Source organism: Pedococcus sp. P3_C7, from assembly GCF_056402615.1.
In genome coordinates this window covers 428,330-451,993 of record NZ_JBFUHC010000006.1, presented here as the reverse complement: position 1 = coordinate 451,993, position 23,664 = coordinate 428,330, and the positions used below count along the sequence as shown (strand labels likewise).

The following is a 23,664-nucleotide window of genomic DNA, read 5'->3' as shown; positions in this document are numbered from 1 at the left end:
TGCTAGGTCGCGCCCTGGTCCTTCGAAGAACCGGTGGGTCCGCTCACGCTGTCATCTGGCTCACGTCGCCGGACCTCCAGCCCACGGTCCTCGAGCTCCTCGAGCAGGCCCCGCAGCTCGGACCGGAGGAAGTCGCGGGTGGCGGCGTCGCCCATGGCGTGCCGCAGCGACGCCACCTCGCGGGTGAGGTACTCGGTGTCGGCGAGGTTGCGCTCGTCGCGGGCACGGTCCTGCTCCAGGGCGACGCGGTCGCGGTCGGCCTGACGGTTCTGCGCGAGCAGGATCAGCGGCGCGGCATACGAGGCCTGGAGGCTGAGCATCAGCGTGAGGAAGATGAACGGGTAGTTGTCGAAGCGCCAGTCCTTGGGCGAGACGAGGTTCCAGGTCAGCCAGAAGGCGACGAACACCGTCATAGCGAGCAGGAACTGGGCGGTGCCCATGAATCGAGCGAACTGCTCACTCCATCGCCCGAACGTCTCCTGGTTCATGGCGGGTCGCGGCAGCAGCGCCCGGCGGGTCTCGCGGGGCTGGTCCAGTCGGCTGGAGGCCATCCTCCGGTCGCGCTCAGCCATGGGTCACCTCGTGGCGTTCCTCGCGCCAGTCGTCGGGGAGGATGTGGTCGAGCACGTCGTCGACCGTGACGGCGCCGATGAGCCGGCCGTCGCTGTCGACCACCGGGACGCCGACCAGGTTGTAGGTCGCCAGCATGCGGGTGACCTTGCCGAGCGGAGCATCCGCCCGCAGCGGTTCGATCTCCTTGTCGAGGATGCTGCCCACCGCGCCGTGCGGCGGTTCGCGCAGCAGCCGCTGGATGTGCACCATGCCGAGGTACTTGCCGGTGGGAGTCTCGTGCGGCGTCCGGCAGACGTAGACGGTCGAGGCCAGCGCGGGAGACAGCTCGACGCGACGCACGACGGCCAGCGCCTCGGCGATCGAGGCCTCCGGGCCGAGGATGACCGGCTCGGTCGTCATCATGCCGCCCGCGGACTCCTCGTCGTAGGTCAGCAGCCGGCGCAGGTCGGCGGCCTCGTCGGGCTCCATGAGCTGGAGCAGCTCCTCCTGCTTCTCCGCCGTGAGGTTGTGGAGCAGGTCGGTGGCGTCGTCGGGCTCCATCGCCTCGAGGACGTCGGCGGCGCGTCCCACGGGCAGCGTCTCGAGGATCTCGACCTGGTCGTCCTCGGGCAGCTCCTCGAGGACGTCCGCGAGCTTGTCGTCGGCCATCGCCTCGGCCACCTCCGCGCGACGCTTGGGCGACAGGTCGTGGATGACGTCGGCGAGGTCGGCGGACTTCAGGTCGTCATAGGTCTCGAGCAGCATCGCCGCCGACTGTCCGGCCGTGGACTGGTGGATGCCGGTGACGTCCTCGACGGGGACGAGCACCGTGGCGCCGCGGCGACGCCGGAACGCGCCGAGCGAGCCGCGGGCGGCACCTTGGCGCACGTAGACCTTCGACATGGCCCAGTCGCGGCTTCGCTCCTGTTCGATCGCGACGTCCTCGACGGTGGCCTCATAGGCACCCTCGGGGTCGTTGACCGTGACCGGCCGCTCGAGGATCTCGGCCATCACGAGCACCTCGTTGGTGCGCTGCTCGAAGCGACGCATGTTGACCAGACCGGTGGTGATGACCTGGCCACCGTCGACGGAGGTCACCCGGGTCATCGGCACGAAGACGCGACGCCTGCCCGGCACCTCGACCACCAGGCCGATGATGCGGGGGCGGCGACGGGAGGCCCCGAACGTCACGACGACGTCGCGAACCCGCCCAACCTGGTCACCGAGCGGGTCGAACACGCTCAGGCTGGTCAGGCGGCCGACGAAGACGCGCGACGGAGTGCTCACGCGGCCAAGGTTATCCGTCCGATCAGCCGTCGTCGGGGAGGCGGTTGCCGCGCCGTCGGCGCGGTCGTCCGCGCCAGTGCCAGGGACGCCAGGTCGCCGTCGTCGCCTCGCTCGGCGGCACCGGCGCCGCACCCGAGGTCGTGGGGTACGAACCGGGTGCCTCGAGGGGGGCGCCGAAGGGCTGCAGGGCACGCACGGTGCACTCGCGGGCCCACCGGTCGACGACGTCGTCGGTCGGACCGTCGTTGCGGGTGTTGAGGCGGCCTGCCTTGAGGGCCTCGGTGGCCGAGGCCCAGCGCTCGTCGGCGGGCCCGACCTCGTGGACCGTCGCCTGCACGGTCAGCAACCGACCGCCGGTGTCCTTGCTGCGCAGGATCAGCCGGACCTGCTCGGGCAGCCAGGGCAGGGTCTGCTCGCCCGGGCCCGACACGGCATACACGGTCTCGTCCGACCAGGCGTGCCAGAACGGCCACGCGCGGTCGTCCGGTGGCTGAACCCACATCAGCCCGGACTTGGTGGCGGCTTCTGCGAACAGCGCGGTGACGTTCAGCGGCGCCGGGGCTGCGGGAGCGTCGGCAGCGGGCTCTCGCGCGGGCTCGGTCACACGTGAACTGTGTCATAACCGCCACGTGACTGTCGCTGCTAGCGTCGCCGCGTGCGCAGCCCCAAGGACTTCTTCGCCCCTCTCGCGGTGGGTGCTCCGGCGCCCCTCACCCAGGTGCCCTCCCGCCCCTCACGAGTGATCCACTTCTTCGACCCGAGCAACGACAAGATGGCCGCCAAGGTCCCGGCGATGGTCGGCACGGTCGACGTGCTGCTGGGCAACCTCGAGGACGCCGTCAAGGCGGACCAGAAGGAGGCGGCCCGCGCTGGTCTGGTGGCCATCGCCAAGGCCACCGACTTCGGCGACGCGACCCAGCTGTGGACCCGGGTCAACTCCCTCGACAGCCCGTGGGTGCTCGACGACCTCACCACGCTCGTCACCGAGATCGGCGACAAGCTCGACGTCATCATGGTCCCCAAGGTGCAGGGGCCGGAGGACATCCAGTACGTCGACCGGCTGCTCGCCCAGCTCGAGGCGCGCGCTGGGCTGCAGCGGCCGATCCTCGTGCACGCCATCCTCGAGACGGCGCGCGGCGTGGCCAACGTCGAGGCCATCGCCGGCGCGAGTCCTCGCATGCAGGGGCTGTCGCTCGGTCCGGCCGACCTCGCCGCGGACCGCCGCATGAAGACCACCCGGGTCGGTGGGGGCCACCCCGGGTACCTCGTCCGCCAGGACCCTCCGGACGGCGTGGAGGACGCGGTCAACGCGCCCCGCGCCACCTACCAGCAGGACCTGTGGCACTACACGATCGCCCGCATGGTCGATGCCTGCGCGATGCACGGGATCTTCCCGTACTACGGCCCGTTCGGGGACATCAAGGACGTCGTGGCCTGCGAGGACCAGTTCCGCAACGCCTTCCTGCTCGGCTGCGTGGGCACGTGGTCGCTGCACCCCGTGCAGATCGAGATCGCCAAGCGGGTCTTCAGCCCCTCGGCCGAGGACGTCGCGCACGCGCGCCGGGTCGTCGAGGCGATGGGCGACGGCACGGGCGCCGTGATGCTCGACGGCAAGATGGAGGACGACGCGTCGCTCAAGCAGTGCCAGGTGATGCTCGAGCTCGCCGAGCGCCTCGCGGCCACCGACCCGCAGCTCGCCGCCCTGTATGCCGCTGAGCCGGCTCCCGGCGAAGGTGCCGGTGCCTGACGTGGCGAAGACACGCGAAGCCGGCGCCCCGGCATACCGGCCACGTCGTTCGGTCCTCTACATGCCCTCGTCCAACGAGCGGGCCCTGGAGAAGGCGAAGACCCTCCCGGTCGATGCCCTGATCCTCGACCTCGAGGATGCGGTGGCGCCGGACGCCAAGGAGCAGGCGCGCGAGAACGCCTGCGCCGCGGTGCGGTCGGGCGAGTACGGCCGCCGCGAGCTGACGATCCGCGTCAACGGCCTCGGCACGCGGTGGCACGACGCCGACCTGGGCGCCGCGTGTGCGGCGGGTCCGGACGGGATCGTCGTCCCCAAGGTCGGCTCGGCCGACGAGGTGCGCGCCCTGGTGGCGGCCATGGAAGCGGCTGGGGCTCCCGAGCGCACCCGCTTGTGGGCGATGGTCGAGACGCCCGCGGCTGTGCTGCACGCGGAGGAGATCGCCCGGGCGTCAGACCGCCTCGCCTGCCTGGTCCTCGGCACCAACGACCTCTACAAGGAGCTGGGGGCCTCGTTCGCCCCGGGGCGCGCGGCCATCTCGGTCAGCCTGCAGCTGGTCCTGCTCGCCGCGCGGGCTGCCGGTGTCGCCGTGCTCGACGGGGTCTACAACGACGTCAAGGACGCCGACGGCTTCCTCGCGGAGGCAGGGCAGGGACGTGAGATGGGGTTCGACGGCAAGACCCTCATCCACCCCGGCCAGGTCGACCCGTGCAACGCGGCGTTCGCGCCGAGTCCCGCAGCCGTGGAGGACGCACGCGCGGTGATCGCTGCGTTCGAGTCGGCGCAGGCGGAGGGACGTGGGGTCGCGACACTCGGCGGCCGGCTGATCGAGAGCCTGCACGTCGAGACGGCCCAGCGGGTGCTGGCCATCGACAAGGCCATCGCGGCGCTGGCCGACCAGACCTGAGCCGCTCGATCGGCGGGACAAAAGGTGGGCGGGCCGAGGCAACCTTTGCGCTCTCGGCGGCGTCTAGGTGAGTGCGGTCGTCCTCGGGGGAGGGCGACCGCGCCATGTGCCGCCCACGGTTTCGACGGTCACGATTCGGCGCGGGGGACAACCGGATCGCCCTCGCGTGCGTCACCATGACTAACAAGGCGTTGCCAGCGGACAGCGGTCTGCCGGCCAGGGAAGGGGAGTCGATGGATCGCAAGGACGTGGGAGCCCGCACCGCTCTGGCAGCAGCCGTGCTGGCCGGGGTGCTCGCGTTGAGCGCCTGTGGCGGGATCACGTTCGGGCAGAACACCTCGGCGACGCCGTCGGCTGCGCAGGGCACGACCCCCGTGCCGGACCCCTCGTCCCCTGTCGTGGACCCAGCGCCCAGCGACACGGTCACGTCCACGAGCCCGGCGCCGTCGACCACCACACCCGCGCCCAAGCCGACCCCCAAGCCCTCGCCCAAGCCGACCCCGAGGCCGATCCCCACGGCGGGTGACACCCTCCACGCGGGCGACTCGGGTCCGTACGTCAAGCAGGTCCAGCAGCAGCTGTCGGCCCTCGGCTACTGGAACGGCTCGGCCGACGGGTCCTACGGCGGACTCACCTCCCAGGCGGTGATGGCCCTGCAGAAGGCGGCCGGCCTGGGCCGTGACGGCGTCTTCGGTCCCTCGACGCGACGTGCCCTCCAGAACGGCGTCCGCCCGCAGTCCCGCACCGGTGGCACCGGCATCGAGATCGACAAGGCCCGCCAGCTGCTGCTCGTCGTGCGGGGCGGCAGGGTCACCCTGATCCTCAACACCAGCACCGGCAGCGGTCAGCCGTACACCAGCCAGGGCACGACCCGGGTCGCCACCACGCCGGCCGGCAGCTACAGCGCGTACCGGGCGGTCAACCACCTCGACAAGGGTCCGCTCGGTGACCTGTGGCGTCCGCGGTACTTCAACGGCGGTATCGCCGTCCACGGGGCGGGCAACGTGCCCGGCTACCCGGCCTCGCACGGGTGCGCGCGGGTGAGCAACCCCGCGATGGACATGATCTGGGCCGCCAACCTGATGCCGCTCGGCAGCTCCGTCACCGTCTACTGACGGTCGAACTGGTCGCGGACCCAGCGCAGCTGGGCACCGCCATGGCTCGTCCAGTAGTCAGCCGTGTGTGCGCCCTCGTCGAGGGTCAGCTTCGCCGAGGGGAGTGCCGTCGCGAACGCCCTGTTGCCCGGCACGAACGGGTCTGAGCGGCCGCAGTCGAGCCGCACCGGGATCTGGCGCAGGACCTGGGTGCGGCTGGGGTCGAAGACGTCGTGGGCCCCGAAGTCCTCCGCGTCGTCGAAGGCGCCCGCGGCACTGAGCCCCGGGGCGGTCCACAGCGCGGCGCTCTCCGCGACGACGGCGGCGACCCGCTTCGGGCCGAGCTGGCTGGCGAGCAGCAGCGACCCGTAGCCGCCCATCGACCAGCCGAGGAAGGCGACCTTCCCGGCATACCCCGTCTCGCGCTGGACGAGGGGCAGGAAGTCCTCGATCACCATGGCCCCGGTGTCGACGCCCGCGCGGCGCGCGTGCCAGTAGTAGTCGCCGCCGTCGACGGAGGCGAGCGTCAGCCGCGTGGAGATCACGTGGTCCTGGAGGTTCATGATCCGGAACGCGTGGCTCGCGTCGCCGCCCTTGCCGTGCAGCACGACCACGACCGGCCTCTGGCCGGCGTCACCCTCGGTCTGCTGGGCGATCCGCCAGGTGATGTCTCGGCCGGGCCAGTGTTTGCTCGTCAGCGACCCGGAGCGGACCTCGACCGCGGACGGGCCACACCCCGCGACACCCAGGGCAGCCGCACCGGCCACCCCGCCGAGGAGGGTGCGGCGGGTGATGGTGGCCATGACTTCACCCTAGGGGCGAGAACGGCCAGACCTCGGTATGCCACGTTGCGGGCTACCAGCGCGACGTCGCCTCCGCGACGAGGTCGCCGAGCAGCTCGCCCTCGTCGACCTCGAGACCCTTGGCGACGAACCACCGGCACATGTTCGCGACGTCACGCTCGAGGAACTCGAATCCGCGCGGGTTGCCGATGATGTCGACGATCTGCGGCCAGTCGATGATGACGAGGCGCTCGCCGTGGAGCAGGACGTTGTAGGGCGACAGGTCACCGTGGGTCCATCCGCGCTGCGCCAGGACGACCATCGAGCTCCGAAGCTGCTCGAACAGGTCGGCGAGCAGCCCCGGCTCGGGCCGGGTCTGGGAGAGACGGGGGGCGGCCTCGCCGTCGCTGCCGATGAACTCCATGAGCATCTCGCGGTCGCTCAGCTGGACGGGGTAGGGCACGGGTAGCCCCATGCCCCACAGCGTGCCCAGGGCCTCGAACTCCGCGACCGCCCACTGCCCTGAGAGCAGCTCCTTGCCGAACTCCGTGCGACGAGCCATCGCTCGCATCTCGCGGCTGCGACGGACCCTGCGGCCCTCGTGGTAGCCGGCGTCCCGGTGGAACATCCGGTGCTCACCGGTGCGGTAGCGCTTGGCGGCGAGGAACGAGTCGACGGCAGGCGTGGTGGTGCCGTCCGGCATCCAGCGCCGGACGATGTGGACGTCGGCCTCCTTGCCCGTCTTGAGGACGCCGAGGTCGGACTCGACGGCGCCGAGTGCGGTGATGACCCAGTCGGGCCGGGGTTGCGGACCGTGCGTGGCACCGTCCCAGCTCGACCAGCGCTCACCCTCGGGGGGTGCGTCGGGAAGGCTGTCAAACGAAAAGGAGATGTGCTCCTGGAACTGCATGGGTGGACTCCAGACAAAGAAGGGAAAGGGCACGGGATGCGCCCAGGACCGTCGTGGACATCTCGTGCCTCCATTCCCCCTCGAGAGGGAGTCGTGCGCGCGGCTCTGTGCCGCGCGGCATACCCGGAGAGCGTGACAGACGCGGCGCCCCTCCCGCCACCGAATTAACCGCGCCCCACCTTTATCGGGTCTAGGGACAAAGGGATGCTTCACCCCGGAACCGTTCCAGGGTGAAGCCGACACAAGTCCCTAAACCCGATAAAGGTGGGGTCTGGGTGGGGAGGCTCACATGGCGGGAACCTGTGCTGGGACTGGGGCACTCGGCATACTCGCGGGAGGTCCATTTCCCGCTGACCGCGACGACCCGGTCACGAAATCGCAAGGTGGCGAACCACATGTCCCGACTCCAGCAGACCGATGGCCTGACCGAGGAGCAGACCGAGCTCGTGAAGCTCGTGCGCGAGTTCGTCAACGAGCAGATCATCCCCGTGGCGCAGGAGCTCGAGCACAAGGACGAGTACCCCACCGAGATCGTCGAGGGCATGAAGGAGATGGGGATCTTCGGGCTGATGATCCCCGAGGAGTACGGCGGCCTGGGGGAGTCGCTGCTGACCTACGCCCTGGTCGTCGAGGAGATCGCTCGCGGCTGGATGTCGGTGAGCGGCATCGTCAACACCCACTTCATCGTCGCCTACATGCTGCTGCAGCACGGCACCGACGAGCAGAAGCAGCGCTACCTGCCCAAGATGGCGACGGGCGAGATCCGCGGCGCGTTCTCGATGAGCGAGCCGGGGCTGGGCTCGGACGTGTCGGCCATCAAGACCAAGGCTGTCCGTGACGGCGACACCGACAACTGGTCCATCACCGGCCAGAAGATGTGGCTCACCAACGGCGGCAGCGCGAATCTCGTTGCGGTGCTTGTGAAGACGGACCTCGGCGCCGACTCGGTCTACAAGAACATGACGACCTTCCTGATCGACAAGACCGCCGGGTTCGGCGAGACGGCGCAGGGCGTCACCATCCCAGGCAAGATCGACAAGATGGGCTACAAGGGCGTCGACACGACCGAGATGGTCCTCGACGGCCACCGGACCACCAGCGCCCAGATCCTCGGTGGTGAGCCGGGCAAGGGCTTCTACCAGATGATGGACGGCGTCGAGGTGGGTCGCGTGAACGTCGCAGCCCGCGCCTGTGGCGTCTCGATGCGGGCGTTCGAGCTCGGCATCTCCTACGCCCAGCAGCGCGAGACGTTCGGCAAGAAGATCGCCGAGCACCAGGGGATCCTGTTCCGCCTCGCCGACATGGCGACCAAGGTCGAGGCCAGTCACCAGATGATGGTCAAGGCGGCCCGGCTCAAGGACTCCGGCGCGCGCAACGACCTCGAGGCCGGCATGGCCAAGTACCTCGCCGCCGAGAACTGCGCCGACGTGGTGGAGCAGAGCTTCCGCATCCACGGCGGCTACGGCTACTCCAAGGAGTACGAGATCGAGCGCCTCTACCGCGAGGCCCCCATGCTGCTGATCGGCGAGATACCCACGTCGCGATCGGGTGCCGATCAGCGCACTCCCAGCCGGCTTTGACACACTGGTGCCATGAGCACGCAGCCGAATGCCATGGCGAGGTCCCGCGCGGTCCTGGCGCTGGAGTACCCGATGTCCCTGGGCCGCTACGACACCTACGCCAAGGCGCAGAAGGCCGTGGACTACCTGTCGGACCACGAGTTCCCGGTGCAGAACGTCCTCATCGTGGGCACCGACCTCAAGCAGCTCGAACGGGTGACCGGCCGGCTGACCCGGCAGCGGGTCGCCATCGGCGGCCTGGTCTCCGGCGCGTGGCTGGGTCTGTTCGTCGGGCTGATCTTCTCGTTGCTCGATACCAGCGGCGGCGCAGGCCTGGTGGGCGTGCTGCTGACGGTGGCCTTCGGAGCGGTGTTCGGGCTCGTGTGGGCCCTGATTGGCTACGCCCTGACCGGCGGCAACCGCGACTTCACCTCTGTCATGCAGGTCGTCGCGACCCAGTACGAGGTGCTGGTGGAGCACAAGTTCGCTGCCCAGGCGCGTGAGCTGCTGACGACGATGGACCCGATGGCCGCGGCACAGGCCCAGGTCGACGCGGCGCGCGAGGCCGAGCGTCAGCGTGCTGCGGGCCAGCAACCGCCGCCGCCCTCCGCCTGACCCGCGGCACGGCCGGCATACGTCATCGGGGCGCACGGCATACGCAATCAACCGTAGGCAAGTCCGCGCTGCGGGGAGCACACTGCTAGAGGCATCCGCACCGCTGTCTCGCAGCCCGGCTCTCGACGGGAGACCCCCATGGCCCGGTCAGCCGACGTCCCCGTCGACCCCGTGCAGTCGGTCGACGCGGCCACGCTGGCGGACCGGCTGCGCGAGACGCACGAGCGGCTCGCGGCGGTCAACGAGGTGCTCTCGGCGGTCGGACGATCCGCAGGGGACCCCGAGACGGTGCTCGCCACGATCGTCGACAGCGCCCGGCGCCTGTGCCGCTCCGACGCCGCGCAGCTCTGCCTCCTCGACGACGACCGCATCTTCCAGCTGATCAAGGCGGTGGGCATCAGCGACGAGGCCATCGCCTACATCGCCGAGCACCCGCTGCCGCTGGACCGGGCCACGCTGATGGGTCGGGTTGCGCTGGACCGCAGGGCCCAGCAGATCGAGGACGTCGTGGCGGACCCGGAGTACGGGCGCCTCGACCTGCAGCGGGTCGCGGGTTTCCGGACGACCATGGGCGCCCCCCTGATCGTGGACGACGAGGTCGTCGGGGCGATGGTGCTGTGGCGCAACGAGGTCAGCCCGTTCGCCGAGCGGGAGCTGTCCATCGTCACGGCGTTCGCCGGTCAGGCGGCGCTGGCCATCAACGGGGTCCGCCTGGTGCAGGAGCTCCAGGCCGGGCGGGCCGAGCTCGCGCGCAAGGTGGACCAGCTCGAGGCGCTCGCGGAGATCGGCCAGGCGATCAGCTCGACCCTGGACCCGGACGAGGTGCTCGGCACCATCGTGCTCCACGCCGTCGAGCTCTCCGAGGCCGACGGCGGCTCCCTCATGGAGTTCGACGAGGACTCGGGCTTGTTCCGCGTCCGGACTGCCTACGGGACCGGCCCGGAGGTGATCCAGGCACTGAAGGAGACCCGGATCCACGTCGACGAGACGCTCGTCGGCCGAGCGGCCCTGTCCGGCAACCCGATCCAGGTCCCCGACCTGGGTGATGTCGAGCTGGATGCGCACCTCAAGGTCCTCCACGACAACGGGTGGCGCTCGCTCGTGGCCATCCCCATGGCGCGGCCCGACCGGATCGTCGGTGTGCTGGTCGTGCGCCGCAAGACCACCGGTGCCTTCACGGACGAGACGTGCGACATGCTGGCGGCCTTCGCGAGCCAGTCTGCGGTGGCCCTGATCAACGCCCGGCTCTACCGCGAGCTGGAGCGCCAGCGGGCCGAGCTGGCGGTCACGAGCGAGCACAAGTCCGAGTTCCTGGCGAGCATGTCGCACGAGCTCCGGACGCCGCTCAACGCCGTCATCGGGTTCTCGGAGGTCCTGCTCGAGCGGATGTTCGGGGACCTCAACGAGCGGCAGGAGGACTACCTGCAGGACATCCTCGGCGCTGGCCGCCACCTGCTCGACCTGCTCAACGACGTCCTCGACCTGTCCAAGGTCGAGTCCGGCCACATGGAGCTGGAGCTCACCACCTTCCCGATCGCCGACGCGGTCAACCAGGTCCTGTCGTTGCTGCGCGAACGAGCCGGACGGGGCGGCATCGACCTGCGCCCCGACATCGCTGCGGGCCTGTCCCACGTCACCGCCGACCAGCTGCGGTTCAAGCAGGTGCTGCTCAACCTCGTTGGCAACGGCGTGAAGTTCACGCCCGAGGGTGGCACCGTGACCGTGTCGGCGTCGCGCGAGGGGGACGAGCTGACCGTGACCGTGACGGACACCGGCATCGGGATCGCGGAGGGCGACCGGGAGCGGATCTTCGACTCGTTCCAGCAGGGTCCCCGCACCCCCTCGGTGACCGAAGGCACCGGCCTCGGCCTCACCCTCACGCGTCGCATCGTCGAGCTGCACGGCGGCCGGGTCTGGCTCACCAGCGAGGTGGGGGTCGGCAGCACCTTCGGCTTCGCCCTGCCGCAGCCGGCGGCCGCGCCGCACGAGGCGCAGCAGGCTTGGACCCTCCCAGCCGTGGACGACACCCGGCCGACGGTCGTGGTGATCGAGGACGACCCGAGCGCGTCCGAGCTGGTCGGCGTCCATCTCACCGCGGCGGGCCTGCGGCCGGTGCCGGTGCGAAGCGGCGAGGAAGGTCTCGAGGCGATCCGGGCGCTGCGGCCGACAGCAGTGGTCCTCGACATCCGGCTGCCCGGCATGGACGGCTGGGACGTCCTGGGCCAGATCAAGGCCGACCCGGAGCTCGCGGGCACTCCGGTGGTCGTCGTCTCCGTCCTGCCGGACCGCGGTCGCGGCTTCGCCCTCGGCGCGTCCGACTACCTCCTGAAGCCGGTCGCCCGCGAGGTGCTGCTGGGAGCGGTATGGCGCGCGGTCGCCGACCACGCGGACCATGCGGGTGCGGGTGCGGGCGCCGGGAGGGAGGAGCGCACGCTGGTCGTCATCGACGACGACCCGCGGGCACTGGAGATCGTGCGCGCGACGCTCGAGCCCCAGGGCTGGCGGGTCGCGACGTTCACCCGCGGGGCCGAGGCACTGAGGTCCATTGCGGCCCTCGCGCCGAGCGTGGTCCTGGTCGACCTGCTCATGCCCGACACCGACGGGTTCGCCGTCATCGACGCGCTGCGTGCCGACCCCACGACCGCCGCAGTGCCGGTGGTGGTCCTGACGGCCAAGTCGCTCACGCAGGATGACCGGGCGCGGTTGCAGGGGCGGATCGAGTTCGTGGCCTCCAAGAGCCAGCTCGACCTCGGGGTGCTGGCCCGACGGCTGGCCCAGGTAGCCACCACGCGCGGCGGCACCGCGGGCGTGACGGAAGCGGCGGGCGCGACGGAGGCGGCGGGATGAGCGAGGGAACCGTGCTGCTCGTCGAGGACAACCCGCGCAACCTGAAGCTGGCGCGCGATGTCCTGGAGTACGCCGGGTTCACGGTGACCGTCGCCACGACGGGCGAGGAGGCGGTCATCGAAGCGACCCGGACCCTGCCGGACCTCATCCTGATGGACCTCCAGCTGCCCGGGATCAGTGGTCACGCGGCACTGGTCCGGCTGCGGGACGACCCCCGCACTGCGGCCATTCCCGTCGTGGCGCTCACTGCCTTCGCGATGCGGGCGGATCGCGAGCACGCCCTGTCGACGGGCTTCGACGGCTACCTCGAGAAGCCGATCAACGTCCGTGACTTCCCCGACCAGGTGCGCAGCCACCTGCGCGCCGGTCGGTCGGGGGGTCTTCGTGACTGAAGTGGCCGGCACGGTCCTGGTCGTCGACGACCTCCCCCAGAACCTGCGCCTCATGGACGCGGTGCTCTCGCCCCGTGGGTACACCGTGGTGGGTGCCAGCTCCGGCGAGGAGGCGTTGGAGCTGATCGCCGCCCACCTGCCGGACGTGATCCTGCTCGACGTGATGATGCCGGGCATCGACGGCTACGAGACGTGTCGGCGCATCCGCTCGGACCCGGCCACGTCCTTCCTCCCCGTCGTGATGGTCACGGCCAGTGGCGACGCGGAGCGGTTGCGTGCACTCGAGGCCGGCGCCGACGACTTCATCACCAAACCCCTGGACCAGCCCGAGCTGCTGGCGCGGGTGCGCTCCCTGGTCCGGGTCAAGCGCTACCACGACACCGTGACCGCCCAGGCGGAGGCGCTCGCGTCCTGGAACCGCGAGCTGGAGGCCCGCGTGAGCGCCCAGGTCGAGACCTTGGAGCGGTTCGGACGACTGCGCCGGTTCCTGTCGCCACAGATCGCAGGGCTGGTCGTCGACAGCGGCGACGAGTCGTTCCTCCAGAGCCACCGATGTGAGATCACGGCGGTGTTCACGGACCTGCGCGGCTTCACACCGTTCGCGGAGACGGCCGAACCCGAGGAGACGATGGCCGTCCTGAGGGAGTACCACCTGGCCCTGGGGGAGCTCGTCTTCGCGTACGAAGGGACTCTCGAGCACTTCGCCGGTGACGGGTTGCTGGTCTTCTTCAACGATCCCGTTCCCTGCCCGGATGCCCCGGAGCGTGCCGTGCGGATGGCCGTTGCCATGCGGGAGCGGGTGACCGAGCTGGCGCAGGCCTGGCGAAGCCGCGGTCACGACCTCGGCTTCGGGGTGGGAATCGCGCAGGGGTACGCGACCCTCGGCCGCGTGGGCTTTCCCGGGCGGTACGACTACGCGGCCATCGGGACGGTGACCAACCTTGCCGCACGGCTGTGCTCGGAAGCGGCCGCCGGCCAGATCCTGGTGACCCAGCGGGTGCTGACAGGCGCCGGGGCCACGGCGACGAGCCGGAGTGTGGGGCCACTGGCGCTGCGGGGCTTCAGCCGACCCGTGGACGCCCACGAGATCCTCGGACTGACGAATGCGGAGGTAGTGCAATGACGACCACAGCGGAGGGCACGATGTCCGGTCGCACCCTCGACGACCTCGACGACGCGGCCCGGAACGCCGCCTTCGACGCCCTCCAGGCCCGGATGCCCGAGGTCTGGCGGGCGATCGGGACCAACGCGGCGGACGAGTCCGTGGTGGTCATCCCCTCGATGACGGTGGACCGGGTCGTCGCGAGCTCGGGCGGCATGAACCAGGCCCTGGAGGAGCGCTTCCTGTTCCTCCTCCTGCTGCTGCGCCAGCCGCGACTGCGCATGGTCTATGTCACCTCGATGCCGATCAACCCGATGGTCGTGGAGTACTACCTGTCGCTGCTGCCGGGCGTGATCCCGAGCCACGCCAGGGCACGGCTGTCCCTGGTCTCCATCGGCGACACCGGCCCTGAGCCGCTGACCGAGAAGCTCCTGGCCCGGCCCCGCGTGCTCGCGCAGATCAGGGCGCTCGTCCCGAACCGGTTGCGCTCGCACCTCATCCCCTACAACACGACCGAGCTCGAACGTGACCTGGCGCTCGTCCTGGGGATCCCCATGTATGGCGCGGATCCTCGGCTCTTCCCCCTCGGGACCAAGACGGGGTGTCGCCGCCTCTTCGGCGAGGCCGGTGTGTCCTATCCCGCGGGGTACGAGGACCTGCACTCACGGGCGGACCTCGAAGCGGCCCTGCAGTCCCTGCGCCACGACCGACCGAACGCGAGCGGTGCGATGGTGAAGCTCAACGAGGGTGTCTCCGGCGCGGGCAACGCCCTCGTGCGACTCGACGAGCTCCCCCCAGTGGGTGCCGCGGACGAGTCCGCGGAGCTGGCTCGCCGCATCGACGAGATGGAGCTGGAGGACACGCGGATCTCGGTGGACACCTACCTCGCCAAGCTCCTCGAGCGCGGCGGGATCGTCGAGGAGCGCATCGCCGGCGACGAGATCCGCAGCCCGAGCGTCCAGCTCAGGGTCACCCCTCTCGGTGAGGTCGAGCTGCTGTCCACCCACGACCAGATCCTCGGTGGCCCGAGCGGGCAGTCCTACCTCGGCTGTCGCTTCCCCGCAGACCCGGAGTACGCCGGGCTCATCACTCGCGACGCCCAGCGGGTCGGGGACCTGTTGGCCGAGAAGGGCGTGCTGGGACGGTTCGCCCTCGACTTCGTGACGGTGCGCGAGGGCGACTCGTGGACGGCGCACGCCATCGAGGTGAACCTGCGCAAGGGCGGGACGACCCACCCGTTCCTGACCCTCCAGTTCCTCACCGACGGCCGGTACGACGCCGAGGAGGGGCGGTTCGTCACGCCCAACGGCGAGGAGCGACACCTCGTGGCCACGGACCACCTGCAGGACCCGAGCCTGCGCGGGCTGCGGGTCGAGGACCTGTTCGACCTCGTCGCCCGGGCCGGCCTGCACTTCGATCAGGCCCGGCAGACCGGCGTCGTCTTCCACATGATGAGTGCCCTGACGGCCTACGGACGGGTGGGGATGACGGCGATCGGGGAGTCGCCCGCGGCGGCGGACCAGCTCTACGCCGCCGCCGAGGGCGCCCTGCTCGAGGAGGCCCGCGCCGCCCTGCGGGCCGACCCCGTCCCCTCCTGACCCCCGTCCCCTCCTGACCCCCGTCCCCTCCTGACCCCCGTCCCCTCCTGACCCCCGTCCCCTCCTGACCCCGTCCCTCGGGGCACTGTGCCCTCCTGACCGCCCCGGCATTTCCCCTGGGGGCGGTCAGGGGGCGCTCATGGGGTCACGGCGCGATGGCCGTGGCGTGCAGCAGGGCCTCGATGACGACCTGGCGCCAGCTGGTCCGTTCGGTCGCGGTGCGACAGGAAGCGCCACCACAGCGGCACTCCCACACCCACTTGGCGCCGACCTGTCGCACGGTGGGGTGGTGGTGGGCGATGTCGGGACGGTGGCGGGCGATGGTGCTCATGGGGTGCTCCCTCGTGTCGTGGCCGGTGGGCCGGCCGCCCCCTGCGGGACACCTCAACCCTCCCGTCGGCGAGCCGGACGGTCTGTGGGCGCCGACACGCCCGCTGTGTGCCGCCGGTGACACAGAGCCGCCGTGACACAGAGCCGCCGTGACACGGTGCCGGCGGTGACACGGCGGGCCGACCCGTGCTGCACTGAACGCATGGAGTGGCGGCTGCTGGGGGGTCTGTCGGAGCAGGAGCGCCGGCTCGTCATCGCGGGCACCCAGCGGCACCGCTACCGCTCGGGTGAGGTCGTCTTCCACGAGGGCGACCTCGCGGAGTCCCTCCACTTCGTCGCGGAGGGTCGCCTCGTCGCGCGGCGCACCACGGCAGCCGGTGACAACGCGACCTTCGCCGTGATGGGGCCGGGAGAGGCGTTCGGCGAGATGGCGATGCTCTCGCCACAGGCGCGGCGCACGTCCACCGTCGCGGCCCTGGAGCCGGCGGTGACCCTCACCCTCCGGTATGCCGAGTTCGAGCGGCTGCGTGCAGCGCACCCGGGCGTCGAGAGACTTCTCGTCGACGTGCTGGCAGAGCGGGTCCTGCGGTTGTCCGACCACCTCGTCGAGGCGTTGTACCTGCCCGCCGAGCAGCGCGTGCTGCGTCGCCTCGACGGCCTCTGCGCGCAGTACGGCTCGCTCGGGAACGGGCAACCGGTCCGGATTCCCTTGACCCAGACCGAGATCGGTGAACTCTGCGGTGCCTCCCGGGCGACGACCAACAGGGTGCTCCAGGCGTTGGTGGCCGACGGGCTCGTCACGCTTCGCCGCGGGGGCGTCGACGTGCAGGACCGCCACGGGCTGCACCGCCGCGCGACCGCCGGGAGCTGACCCGCCGGTGAGGGAGGCGCGAACTCGGCCCGGCGGCATACCCTCTGTCCATGACTGAGCCTGCTGGGGACAAGCCCACTCTCGCCGAGTTCGGCGACGACTTCTCGTCGGTGCTGTGCGTCGTCGCGCACCCCGACGACATCGAGTACGGCACCGCCGCCGCCGTGGCGAAGTGGACCGCGGTGGGCAAGACGGTGACGTACTTCCTGCTGACCCGCGGCGAGGCGGGGATCGACACGATGCACCCGGACGAGGCGGCCGGCGTGCGCGAACAGGAGGAGCGCGACGGCGCCGCCATCGTCGGCGTGACCGAGGTCGACTTCGGCACCCACCGGGATGGCAACGTCGAGTACGGCCTGGCCCTGCGGCGGGACATCTCCCGCGAGATCCGTCGTCGCAAGCCGGACGTCGTCATCACCGGGCACTACGGCGACCGGTTCGTCCAGGGCATGCTCAACCAGGCCGACCACCGGGCCGTCGGGCTGGCGACGGTCGATGCGGTCGCCGACGCGGGCAACCGGTGGATCTTCCCCGAGCTGGTCGACGAGGGCTTCGAGCCGTGGAACGCCAAGCGGCTCTGCTTCGCCGGCTCACCGACGGCCACGCACTACGTCGACGTGGGCGACCACTTCGACCAGGCGGTGGCCTCGCTCGAGGCGCACCAGGCCTACAACTCGGCTCTGCCTGAGGCGTTCCCCAAGCCGGCCGAGCTGATCGGCATGATCCTGGGCTGGGGTGGTCAGGCCGCAGGCGTCGACAGGGCCCTCACGCTGGACGTCGTCGAGCGCCGCTGAGTCCTCGGCGCTTGCAGCTCAGCGGGACTGGACCTCGCGGATCCACGTCTCCACGTCGGTCGACGTGCGTGGCATGGCGGCCGAGAGGTTCTCGCAGCCGTCGGCAGTGACGAGCACGTCGTCCTCGATCCGCACGCCGATGCCGCGGAACCGCTCCGGCACCTTGAGGTCGTCGGCCTTGAAGTAGAGGCCGGGCTCGACCGTCAGGACCATGCCGGGCTCCAGGTCGGCGTCCATGTACTCCTCGCGGGTGGCCAGCGCGCAGTCGTGGACGTCGAGGCCCAGGTGGTGGCTGGTGCCGTGCACCATCCAGCGCCGGTGGTACTGGCCGTGGTCCTTGTCGAGCGTGTCCTCGACCGAGACACCGTCGGGCAGCAGGTCCCACGCGTGCAGGTGCTCCGCGATGACCCGGATCGCCGCGGCGTGGACGTCCGAGAACTTGTTCCCCGGCTTCACCGCCGCGAGCCCGGCCTCCTGCGCGGCATACACCGCGTCGTAGACCTCGCGCTGCGCCTCGGTGAAGGTGCCGCTGGCGGGGAGCGTGCGGGTGATGTCGGCGGTGAAGAGGGACTCCACCTCGACGCCGGCGTCGAGCAGGATGAGGTCGCCCTCGTGCAGCTCACCGGTGTTCTTGATCCAGTGCAGCGTGGTGGCGTGGTCGCCGGCAGCGCAGATCGAGTCGTAGCCGACACCGTTGCCCTCGTGCCGTGCGGTGAGGCCGAAGACGCCCTCGACCCAGCGCTCGCCGCGGCCCTTCGCCAGGGCTTCGGGCAGGTCGGCGATGACGGCCTCGAACCCGTGGTGGGTCGCCTCGACCGCCTTGCGCATCTCCTCGACCTCCCACTCGTCCTTGGTGAGGCGCAGGCGGGAGAGGAAGTGGGCGAGCTCGTCGTCGGCCTCGGTGAGATCGTCCTGCTCGGTCGCCTCGGCGGTGCGGGCCGCGTCGAGCTCACGGGTCAGGTCGCGGTCGGCGTCGCGCACCAGGCGCACCGTCACCTCGCCCGAGTCCTTGACGACCGCGTCGGCGAGCTCGTCGATGTGGCGTCCGGTCAGCCCGAGCTCGACCTCGATGTCCTCGATGGTCGGTCGCGCGCCGACCCAGAACTCGCCGTAGCGGGTGTCGGCGAAGAACTCGTCGGTGTCGCGGCCGGCGAGCGGGCGGAAGTACAGGATCGCCTCGTGGGTGCCGTCGTCGCGGGGCTCCAGGACGAGCACGGCGTCGGGTTCCCGGTCGCCGCCGAGCCCGGTGAGGTGGGCGAACGCGGTGTGCGGCCGGAACACGTAGTCGGTGTCGTTGCTGCGCACCTTGAGGCCACCGGCGGGGATGACCAGCCGGTCGCCGGCGAACGCCGCGCTGACGGCGTCACGGCGCGCCGCGGCATACCTCGCGGCCTCGCTCAGGGCGCTGGGGCCGGGGCGACGTGGCGCCCAGTCCTCCGCGACGAACGCACGGAACTCGTCGGTGGTGGGGCGGGCGCGGTTCTCGGCGTTCTTCTGCTCTTCGCTCACCCCGCCATCGTGCCACGCGCGTATGCCGCGTCGCAGCCTGCCCGGTCGCGGCACCTCGGGCGGCGCTTCGAAGCGCCTCGGCGAGCGTCGGCGCTCGCCGCTCAGGCGTCGGAGAGGAGCGTGAGCACGGCCTTCTCGATCGCTGCCTGGCGGCGCTCGGGGGTGCGGTAGCGGGACGGGTCGACGTCGACGGTGGAGCCCGACTCGTAGCGGTCGAGCACGCGCGGGTCGATGTAGGAGTTCTTCGCAATGGTCGGGGTGTTGCCGAGGTAGCCCGCGACCTCGTCGACGGCGGCCTTGATGGCCCGCTTGCGCGAAGCCTTGGTGTCACCCGGCTCGTCGCTGGCGCCGAGGGCGAGGGCGGCGAGGACGGTGGCGTGCCACGTGCGAAAGTCCTTGGCCGTCAGCTCACCACCGAGCAGGTCGGCCAGGTAGGCGTTGACCACGGTCGAGTCGAGGTCGGCCCAGCGCCGGGCGTCCTGGTAGGCCAGCAGCCGCTTGCTCGCCGACTTGCGGCGGCGCATCCGGTCGAGTGCGGCGATGGCGGCGGCGTCGTCGATCTCGATGGTGTGCTCGATCCCCGACTTGCCGACGAAGGTGAAGACGATGACCTCACCCCGGCGGCGGACGTGCTGGCGCTCGAGCGTGGTGAGGCCGAACGAGCCGTTGTCCTGGGTGTAGGCGTCGTTGCCGATGCGGAAGTAGCCGAGGTCGAGCAGTCGGACGGCGGTGGCGGCTGCCCTGGGGCGGGGCATGCCCTCGAGCGTGAGGTCGTTGAGGATCCGGCGTCGGGCCGCGGGCAGCTTGGCCGCCGCGGCCAGCACCCGGTCGAACTTGGTCTGGTCCTGCTTGAGCCGCCACACGGGGTGGTAGAGGTACTGCCGCCGTCCCGCGACGTCGGTGCCCACTGCCTGGATGTGTCCTTGGGGCAGCGGGCAGATCCAGACGTTCTCCCACGCCGGCGGGATGGCCAAGGAGCGGATCCGCTCCACGTCGGCGCCACCCAGCCGTTCGCCGTTCTCGTCCAGGTAGACGAAACCCTTGCCGGCACGTCGCCGCGTCCACCCCCTCGACTGGGGTGACACCTTCCGGAGCCTGGGCATCGCGGCCTACAGCCTGTCCAGGGCCGACTTCAGGGTGCCGGCGGTGTCGTTGCCGAGCTTGGTGAGGAGCGGCATCGCCACCGGCCAGAGCCACCGGCCCAGCCCGGTGAAGGAGAACTCGGCCTGGTAGTCCACCGACGACCCGGAGCCGTCAGGCGCCACCGTGATGGTGTCGCGGCTGGTCGTGGTCTCGTTGCGCCCCACGATGACGAACCCGTGGTCGGAGACGCTCTCAAGGGTGTAGTCGAGGTCGACGGTCCGGCCGGCGAACCTCGACACGTTGTGCCAGACGGTGCCCGGTGACCCGTCACCGGAGAGCAGCTCGCACCTGACCGTGCCGGCGTCCCACTCGACGGCGTTCTCGAAGTCGAGCAGGTAGGGCAGGACCTGTGCGGGGGTGGCGGACGTGGCGACGGTGCGCTGGACGGTGGGCATCAGGAGCTCCTGTGGTTGCGACGGGCACGGCGGGTGGTGAGGGCGGTCGTGCCCAGGACGAGTGCTGCGGCGCCGACCGAGGCTGCCGTGCGCCGGACTGTGTGCCGCCAACGCAGGGGGTCCACCGAGCGCAGGGCCGCGCGCACGGCCGCGTCGTAGCCGGTCTGTCCGCCGGGCGGAGGGCCGATGGCCGACTGCACGTCGTCCTCGTGGCAGACCGCGTCGTGGACCAGGCTGCCCACGAGGGGGCGTGCGATGCCGGCCGAGATCGGCGTGACGAGGCCGACCCACAGCCCGGCCAGCCGCGGAGTGAGGACCGGGACCGAGACGATGAGCCGGCGCCCGATGCCCGCGACCAGGGCATAGCGCTGCATCATCTCGGCGTAGGTCAGGACCTCCGGGCCGCCGATGTCGAACGTCCGGTTGGTCTCGGACGGCAGGTCGGCTGCTCCCACGAGGTAGTGGACGACGTCGTCGACGGCGATCGGCTGGATGTTGTTGTCGACCCACCGGGGGGCCACCATCGCCGGCAGTCGTTCCGTGAGGTGACGCAGCATGTCGAAGGACGCGGAGCCGTCGCCGAGCACGACCCCGGCCTGCAGCACCGCCGCCGGCACGGGTGCGTCGAGGAAGATCTCGCCGACCTCGACGCGCGAGGCCAGGTGCTCGGACAGGTCGCCCTGGGGGTGCAGCCCGCTGAGGTAGACGATCCGGCCCGTGCCGGCGTCGGCCGCCGCCGCCGCGAATCCCTGGGCCATCGTGCGGTCGCGCTGGACGAAGCTGCCTTGGCCGTCCATCGAGTGCAGCAGGTAGTAGGCCACCTCGGCTCCGTCGAGCGCCCGCGCCAGGTCGTCGGGTGAGGTCGCGTCGCCTTCGACCACTTCCACGTCGTCGCGCCACCCATGGCGCTCGAGGCCCGCCCTGCTGCGGGTCAGGACCCGCACCGACCAGCCGGCGTCGAGCAGGGCAGGGACGAGCACCCCGCCGATGTAGCCGGTGGCGCCGGTGACGAGGGCGGTGCGGGGTGCAGGGGAGGTCATGGGATCAGCTTCCGGTGGACAGGACGACGGGTAGGAGGAAGAGCATCCCCAGCGACCACGTCAGGTGCGTGATCATCGGGCCGAGGATGCCGCCGGTCACCCGCCGCTGGAGTGCGGTGACGAGGCCGAGGAGGGCGGCCGCGAGGACGAGCAGCGGTATGCCGGCCCCGGCCGTGGTCAGCGCGTAGACGACCGTGGTGATCGCCACCGCGTGGCGCCGTCCGACGGCGGAGTAGAGGGCGCCGCGGAAGTAGAGCTCCTCGGCGACGCCGTTGACCGCGGTGAGCAGGGTGACGAGGGCCAGGGACCCAAGGCGTGCATGGTCGAGCAGGTGCTCCACCGGGTTGCGCAGGACCGGGACGTGGGCGACGACCGCGGCGCCGGCCAGGAACAGGACGAGCAGCAGCGCCCCGAGGGCGAGGGACTGGACGATGGGCCGGGCGTCCTCCCCTCCGGCGCGGGTGTGCGCTCGCCCCAGGTGGAGGGGCCCGGACACGAGCGCACCAGCGGTCCAGACGCCAGCGAGGCCGAGCGTCGCGACGTAGAACAGCGGGTCGCCGGGCCGGATCCGCAGTGCGAAACCGAGGACGACGGCGCCGACCACGAGGGTGACCAACGCGACCAGGCGACGGCGACGGAAGGCCTGGTCGCTCTCGGTGTGGTCACGGGCAACCGGCTGCACCAGCGCGGCCCGGATGAAGTCACGCACCTCCCGGACGGGGTTGAGTCCCTGAGCCGGGTGTGGGGTCGCGGGGCCGGTCATGCGCGTGCCGCGTCGTAGCGTCGCAGTGCCTCGCGGCGTTCCTCGGCATGGTCGACGATGCGCTCGGGATAACCGCGGGCGAAGCCGTCGGCGCTCTTCCAGGGCTCGTGGGCGGCCTTGCCCGAGAGGTGCGCGAGCTCGGGCACGTAGCGCCGGACGTAGTCACCGTGGGGGTCGAAGCGCAGACCCTGCGTCACCGGGTTGAACACGCGGAAGTACGGGGAGGCGTCCGTGCCCGTGCCGGCCACCCACTGCCAGCCGTGGTTGTTCGACGCGATGTCGCCGTCGATGAGGTGGTCCAGGAAGTGCCTCGCCCCGATCGGCCACCAGACGTGGAGGTCCTTGGTGAGGAAGCTGGCGGTGACCATCCTCATCCGGTTGTGCATCCAGCCCTCCTGGAGCAGCTGGCGCATTGCCGCGTCCACGACGGGGTATCCGGTGCGTCCCTGGCGCCACGCGTCGACCGCGTCACCCGCCTCGTCGTAGTCCATCCCCGACAGGGGTGTGCGCAGGTCGTGCCACGTCGAGGACGGGTGGTGCCACAGCACGTCCGCGTAGAACTCGCGCCACGCCAGCTCGGTGGCGAACCGCTCGGCTCCGTCGCCGAGGTGACGGCGCCCGTCTGCCAGGTCCGCCAGCAACGTGCGGGGGTGGACCGCCCCTACCTTGAGGTAGGGCGACAGCCTCGAGACCCCGTCGAGGTCCGCGCGGTCACGGTCGGTGGCGTAGTCGGCGAGGGCGCCGTCGCGGAAGTCCGCCCACCGTCGCAGCGCGGCGCCCGCCCCCGCCTCGGGCAGGCTCGGGAGGTCCGCGGCCGCCCGCGCCTTCTGCAGGGTGCTCAGCCCTGACTGGTCGGAGCGCACCCGCGCCAACCGCAGCCCCTTCGGCTCGATCGCCGGCGCGGGCCACCCGTGGTCGCGCCACGCGCGCGAGAACGGCGTGAAGACCTTGTAGGGCGCCCCCTCGGCGTTGACCACCGAACCCGGCCCCACGGCATACGGGGAACCGGTCTCGACCCAGTCGACGCCCGTCTCGGCGAGGGCGGCAGCGACCTTGCGGTCACGGCGCTGACCCGCGGGCGTGGTCTCGCGGGAGACGTGCACGGAACCGGCGCCGACCTCCTGCGCCAGCTGCGGGAGCACCGTCGCGGGATTGCCCTCCCGCACACAGAGCCGCCCCTCGTATGCCGCGTCGACCGCTGTGATGCTCTCGGCCAGCCAGGCGCGGCGCGCGTTTCCTGCGCCTCGCCACAGGGCCGGGTCGAGGACGAACACGACGGCCACCTCGCCCTGCCCGCCACCACCCGCCGCGGCAGGGGCGGCGTCCTGGGCGGCCTCGTGGGCTGCGCCCAGTGCCGGGAGATCGCCCCTACGCAGGTCCCGGCGCAACCACAGGATGCTCGAGGGGGACACGCGGACGCTCCTTCATGG

The 23,664-nt window shown here is 71.2% G+C and carries 23 protein-coding genes; 11 read left to right on the top strand and 12 right to left on the bottom strand.

The window, feature by feature from the left end; all coding sequences use genetic code 11:
• Positions 1–2: 2 nt before the first annotated feature.
• Genes AC1DS4_RS10460 through AC1DS4_RS10450 form a run of 3 tightly spaced genes read right to left on the bottom strand, consistent with a single transcriptional unit; the run spans position 3 to position 2,443 of the window.
• Positions 3–572, bottom strand: a complete 570-nt coding sequence (locus AC1DS4_RS10460) for a DUF1003 domain-containing protein (protein ID WP_477615637.1) — start codon at positions 570–572, stop codon at positions 3–5.
• Complete coding sequence (locus AC1DS4_RS10455) at positions 565–1,839, bottom strand: magnesium transporter MgtE N-terminal domain-containing protein (protein ID WP_477615638.1); 1,275 nt, start codon at positions 1,837–1,839, stop codon at positions 565–567. Before AC1DS4_RS10455 ends, AC1DS4_RS10460 begins: the two co-directional genes overlap by 8 nt.
• Before the next feature lie 22 nt (positions 1,840–1,861).
• Positions 1,862–2,443: a hypothetical protein gene (locus AC1DS4_RS10450; protein WP_477632380.1), complete on the bottom strand. Its 582-nt coding sequence runs from the start codon at positions 2,441–2,443 to the stop codon at positions 1,862–1,864.
• A 51-nt stretch (positions 2,444–2,494) separates the two neighbouring features.
• Between AC1DS4_RS10450 and AC1DS4_RS10445 the strand changes: the two genes are divergently transcribed.
• The 3 genes from AC1DS4_RS10445 (at position 2,495) to AC1DS4_RS10435 (ending at position 5,605) form a co-directional block, all read left to right on the top strand.
• Positions 2,495–3,586 carry an HpcH/HpaI aldolase/citrate lyase family protein gene (locus AC1DS4_RS10445; protein ID WP_477632381.1) on the top strand — a complete coding sequence of 364 codons (1,092 nt, stop codon included), beginning with the start codon at positions 2,495–2,497 and terminating at the stop codon, positions 3,584–3,586.
• Between the two features lies 1 nt (position 3,587).
• Positions 3,588–4,490: an HpcH/HpaI aldolase/citrate lyase family protein gene (locus tag AC1DS4_RS10440; protein ID WP_477624150.1), complete on the top strand. Its 903-nt coding sequence runs from the start codon at positions 3,588–3,590 to the stop codon at positions 4,488–4,490.
• 233 nt (positions 4,491–4,723) lie between these two features.
• Positions 4,724–5,605, top strand: coding sequence for a L,D-transpeptidase family protein (locus AC1DS4_RS10435; protein WP_477624151.1), 882 nt, complete (start codon positions 4,724–4,726; stop codon positions 5,603–5,605).
• Here AC1DS4_RS10435 and AC1DS4_RS10430 read toward each other — a convergent pair.
• A complete protein-coding gene (locus AC1DS4_RS10430) occupies positions 5,599–6,387 on the bottom strand; it encodes an alpha/beta fold hydrolase (protein ID WP_477632382.1) in 789 nt (262 codons plus the stop codon). The genes AC1DS4_RS10435 and AC1DS4_RS10430 overlap by 7 nt on opposite strands.
• Before the next feature lie 52 nt (positions 6,388–6,439).
• Positions 6,440–7,276, bottom strand: a complete 837-nt coding sequence (locus AC1DS4_RS10425) for a serine protein kinase RIO (protein WP_477632383.1) — start codon at positions 7,274–7,276, stop codon at positions 6,440–6,442.
• 395 nt (positions 7,277–7,671) lie between these two features.
• Here AC1DS4_RS10425 and AC1DS4_RS10420 point away from each other — a divergent pair, with 395 nt between their 5' ends.
• From AC1DS4_RS10420 to AC1DS4_RS10395, 6 genes are all read left to right on the top strand, one after another.
• Complete coding sequence (locus AC1DS4_RS10420) at positions 7,672–8,856, top strand: acyl-CoA dehydrogenase family protein (protein ID WP_477646033.1); 1,185 nt, start codon at positions 7,672–7,674, stop codon at positions 8,854–8,856.
• A gap of 12 nt (positions 8,857–8,868) precedes the next feature.
• Positions 8,869–9,450: a YflT domain-containing protein gene (locus AC1DS4_RS10415; protein WP_477615646.1), complete on the top strand. Its 582-nt coding sequence runs from the start codon at positions 8,869–8,871 to the stop codon at positions 9,448–9,450.
• Positions 9,451–9,588: 138 nt separating this feature from the next.
• A complete protein-coding gene (locus tag AC1DS4_RS10410; protein ID WP_477632384.1) occupies positions 9,589–12,297 on the top strand; it encodes a response regulator in 2,709 nt (902 codons plus the stop codon).
• Positions 12,294–12,689 carry a response regulator gene (locus AC1DS4_RS10405; RefSeq protein WP_477624156.1) on the top strand — a complete coding sequence of 132 codons (396 nt, stop codon included), beginning with the start codon at positions 12,294–12,296 and terminating at the stop codon, positions 12,687–12,689. The genes AC1DS4_RS10410 and AC1DS4_RS10405 overlap by 4 nt, the downstream gene beginning before the upstream one ends.
• Positions 12,682–13,812, top strand: coding sequence for a response regulator (locus tag AC1DS4_RS10400; RefSeq protein WP_477624157.1), 1,131 nt, complete (start codon positions 12,682–12,684; stop codon positions 13,810–13,812). The genes AC1DS4_RS10405 and AC1DS4_RS10400 overlap by 8 nt, the downstream gene beginning before the upstream one ends.
• Positions 13,809–15,389 carry a peptide ligase PGM1-related protein gene (locus AC1DS4_RS10395; RefSeq protein WP_477624158.1) on the top strand — a complete coding sequence of 527 codons (1,581 nt, stop codon included), beginning with the start codon at positions 13,809–13,811 and terminating at the stop codon, positions 15,387–15,389. Before AC1DS4_RS10400 ends, AC1DS4_RS10395 begins: the two co-directional genes overlap by 4 nt.
• A 145-nt stretch (positions 15,390–15,534) precedes the next feature.
• On the opposite strand, the gene AC1DS4_RS10390 is transcribed toward AC1DS4_RS10395, so the two are convergent.
• Complete coding sequence (locus AC1DS4_RS10390; RefSeq protein WP_477615651.1) at positions 15,535–15,720, bottom strand: hypothetical protein; 186 nt, start codon at positions 15,718–15,720, stop codon at positions 15,535–15,537.
• 201 nt (positions 15,721–15,921) lie between these two features.
• Here AC1DS4_RS10390 and AC1DS4_RS10385 point away from each other — a divergent pair, with 201 nt between their 5' ends.
• On the top strand, positions 15,922–16,590 hold the full coding sequence (locus AC1DS4_RS10385) for a Crp/Fnr family transcriptional regulator (protein ID WP_477624159.1): 669 nt from the start codon (positions 15,922–15,924) through the stop codon (positions 16,588–16,590).
• Positions 16,591–16,640: 50 nt separating this feature from the next.
• Entirely contained in the window at positions 16,641–17,384 is a 744-nt protein-coding gene (locus AC1DS4_RS10380; RefSeq protein WP_477624160.1) for a PIG-L deacetylase family protein, read from the top strand.
• Between the two features lie 18 nt (positions 17,385–17,402).
• Here the strand turns inward: AC1DS4_RS10380 and AC1DS4_RS10375 are convergent, their stop codons facing one another.
• From AC1DS4_RS10375 to AC1DS4_RS10350, 6 genes are all read right to left on the bottom strand, one after another.
• Entirely contained in the window at positions 17,403–18,893 is a 1,491-nt protein-coding gene (locus AC1DS4_RS10375) for an aminopeptidase P family protein (protein ID WP_477624161.1), read from the bottom strand.
• Between the two features lie 101 nt (positions 18,894–18,994).
• Positions 18,995–19,978 (bottom strand): DNA topoisomerase IB, encoded by a 984-nt coding sequence (locus AC1DS4_RS10370; protein ID WP_477632385.1) that lies wholly within the window; start codon positions 19,976–19,978, stop codon positions 18,995–18,997.
• 24 nt (positions 19,979–20,002) lie between these two features.
• A complete protein-coding gene (locus tag AC1DS4_RS10365; RefSeq protein ID WP_477615656.1) occupies positions 20,003–20,431 on the bottom strand; it encodes an SRPBCC family protein in 429 nt (142 codons plus the stop codon).
• Positions 20,431–21,471 carry an NAD(P)H-binding protein gene (locus AC1DS4_RS10360; protein ID WP_477632386.1) on the bottom strand — a complete coding sequence of 347 codons (1,041 nt, stop codon included), beginning with the start codon at positions 21,469–21,471 and terminating at the stop codon, positions 20,431–20,433. Before AC1DS4_RS10360 ends, AC1DS4_RS10365 begins: the two co-directional genes overlap by 1 nt.
• Positions 21,472–21,475: 4 nt before the next feature.
• Positions 21,476–22,234: a CPBP family intramembrane glutamic endopeptidase gene (locus AC1DS4_RS10355; RefSeq protein ID WP_477632387.1), complete on the bottom strand. Its 759-nt coding sequence runs from the start codon at positions 22,232–22,234 to the stop codon at positions 21,476–21,478.
• On the bottom strand, positions 22,231–23,646 hold the full coding sequence (locus AC1DS4_RS10350) for a cryptochrome/photolyase family protein (RefSeq protein WP_477646032.1): 1,416 nt from the start codon (positions 23,644–23,646) through the stop codon (positions 22,231–22,233). The genes AC1DS4_RS10355 and AC1DS4_RS10350 overlap by 4 nt, the downstream gene beginning before the upstream one ends.
• Positions 23,647–23,664: the final 18 nt, after the last annotated feature.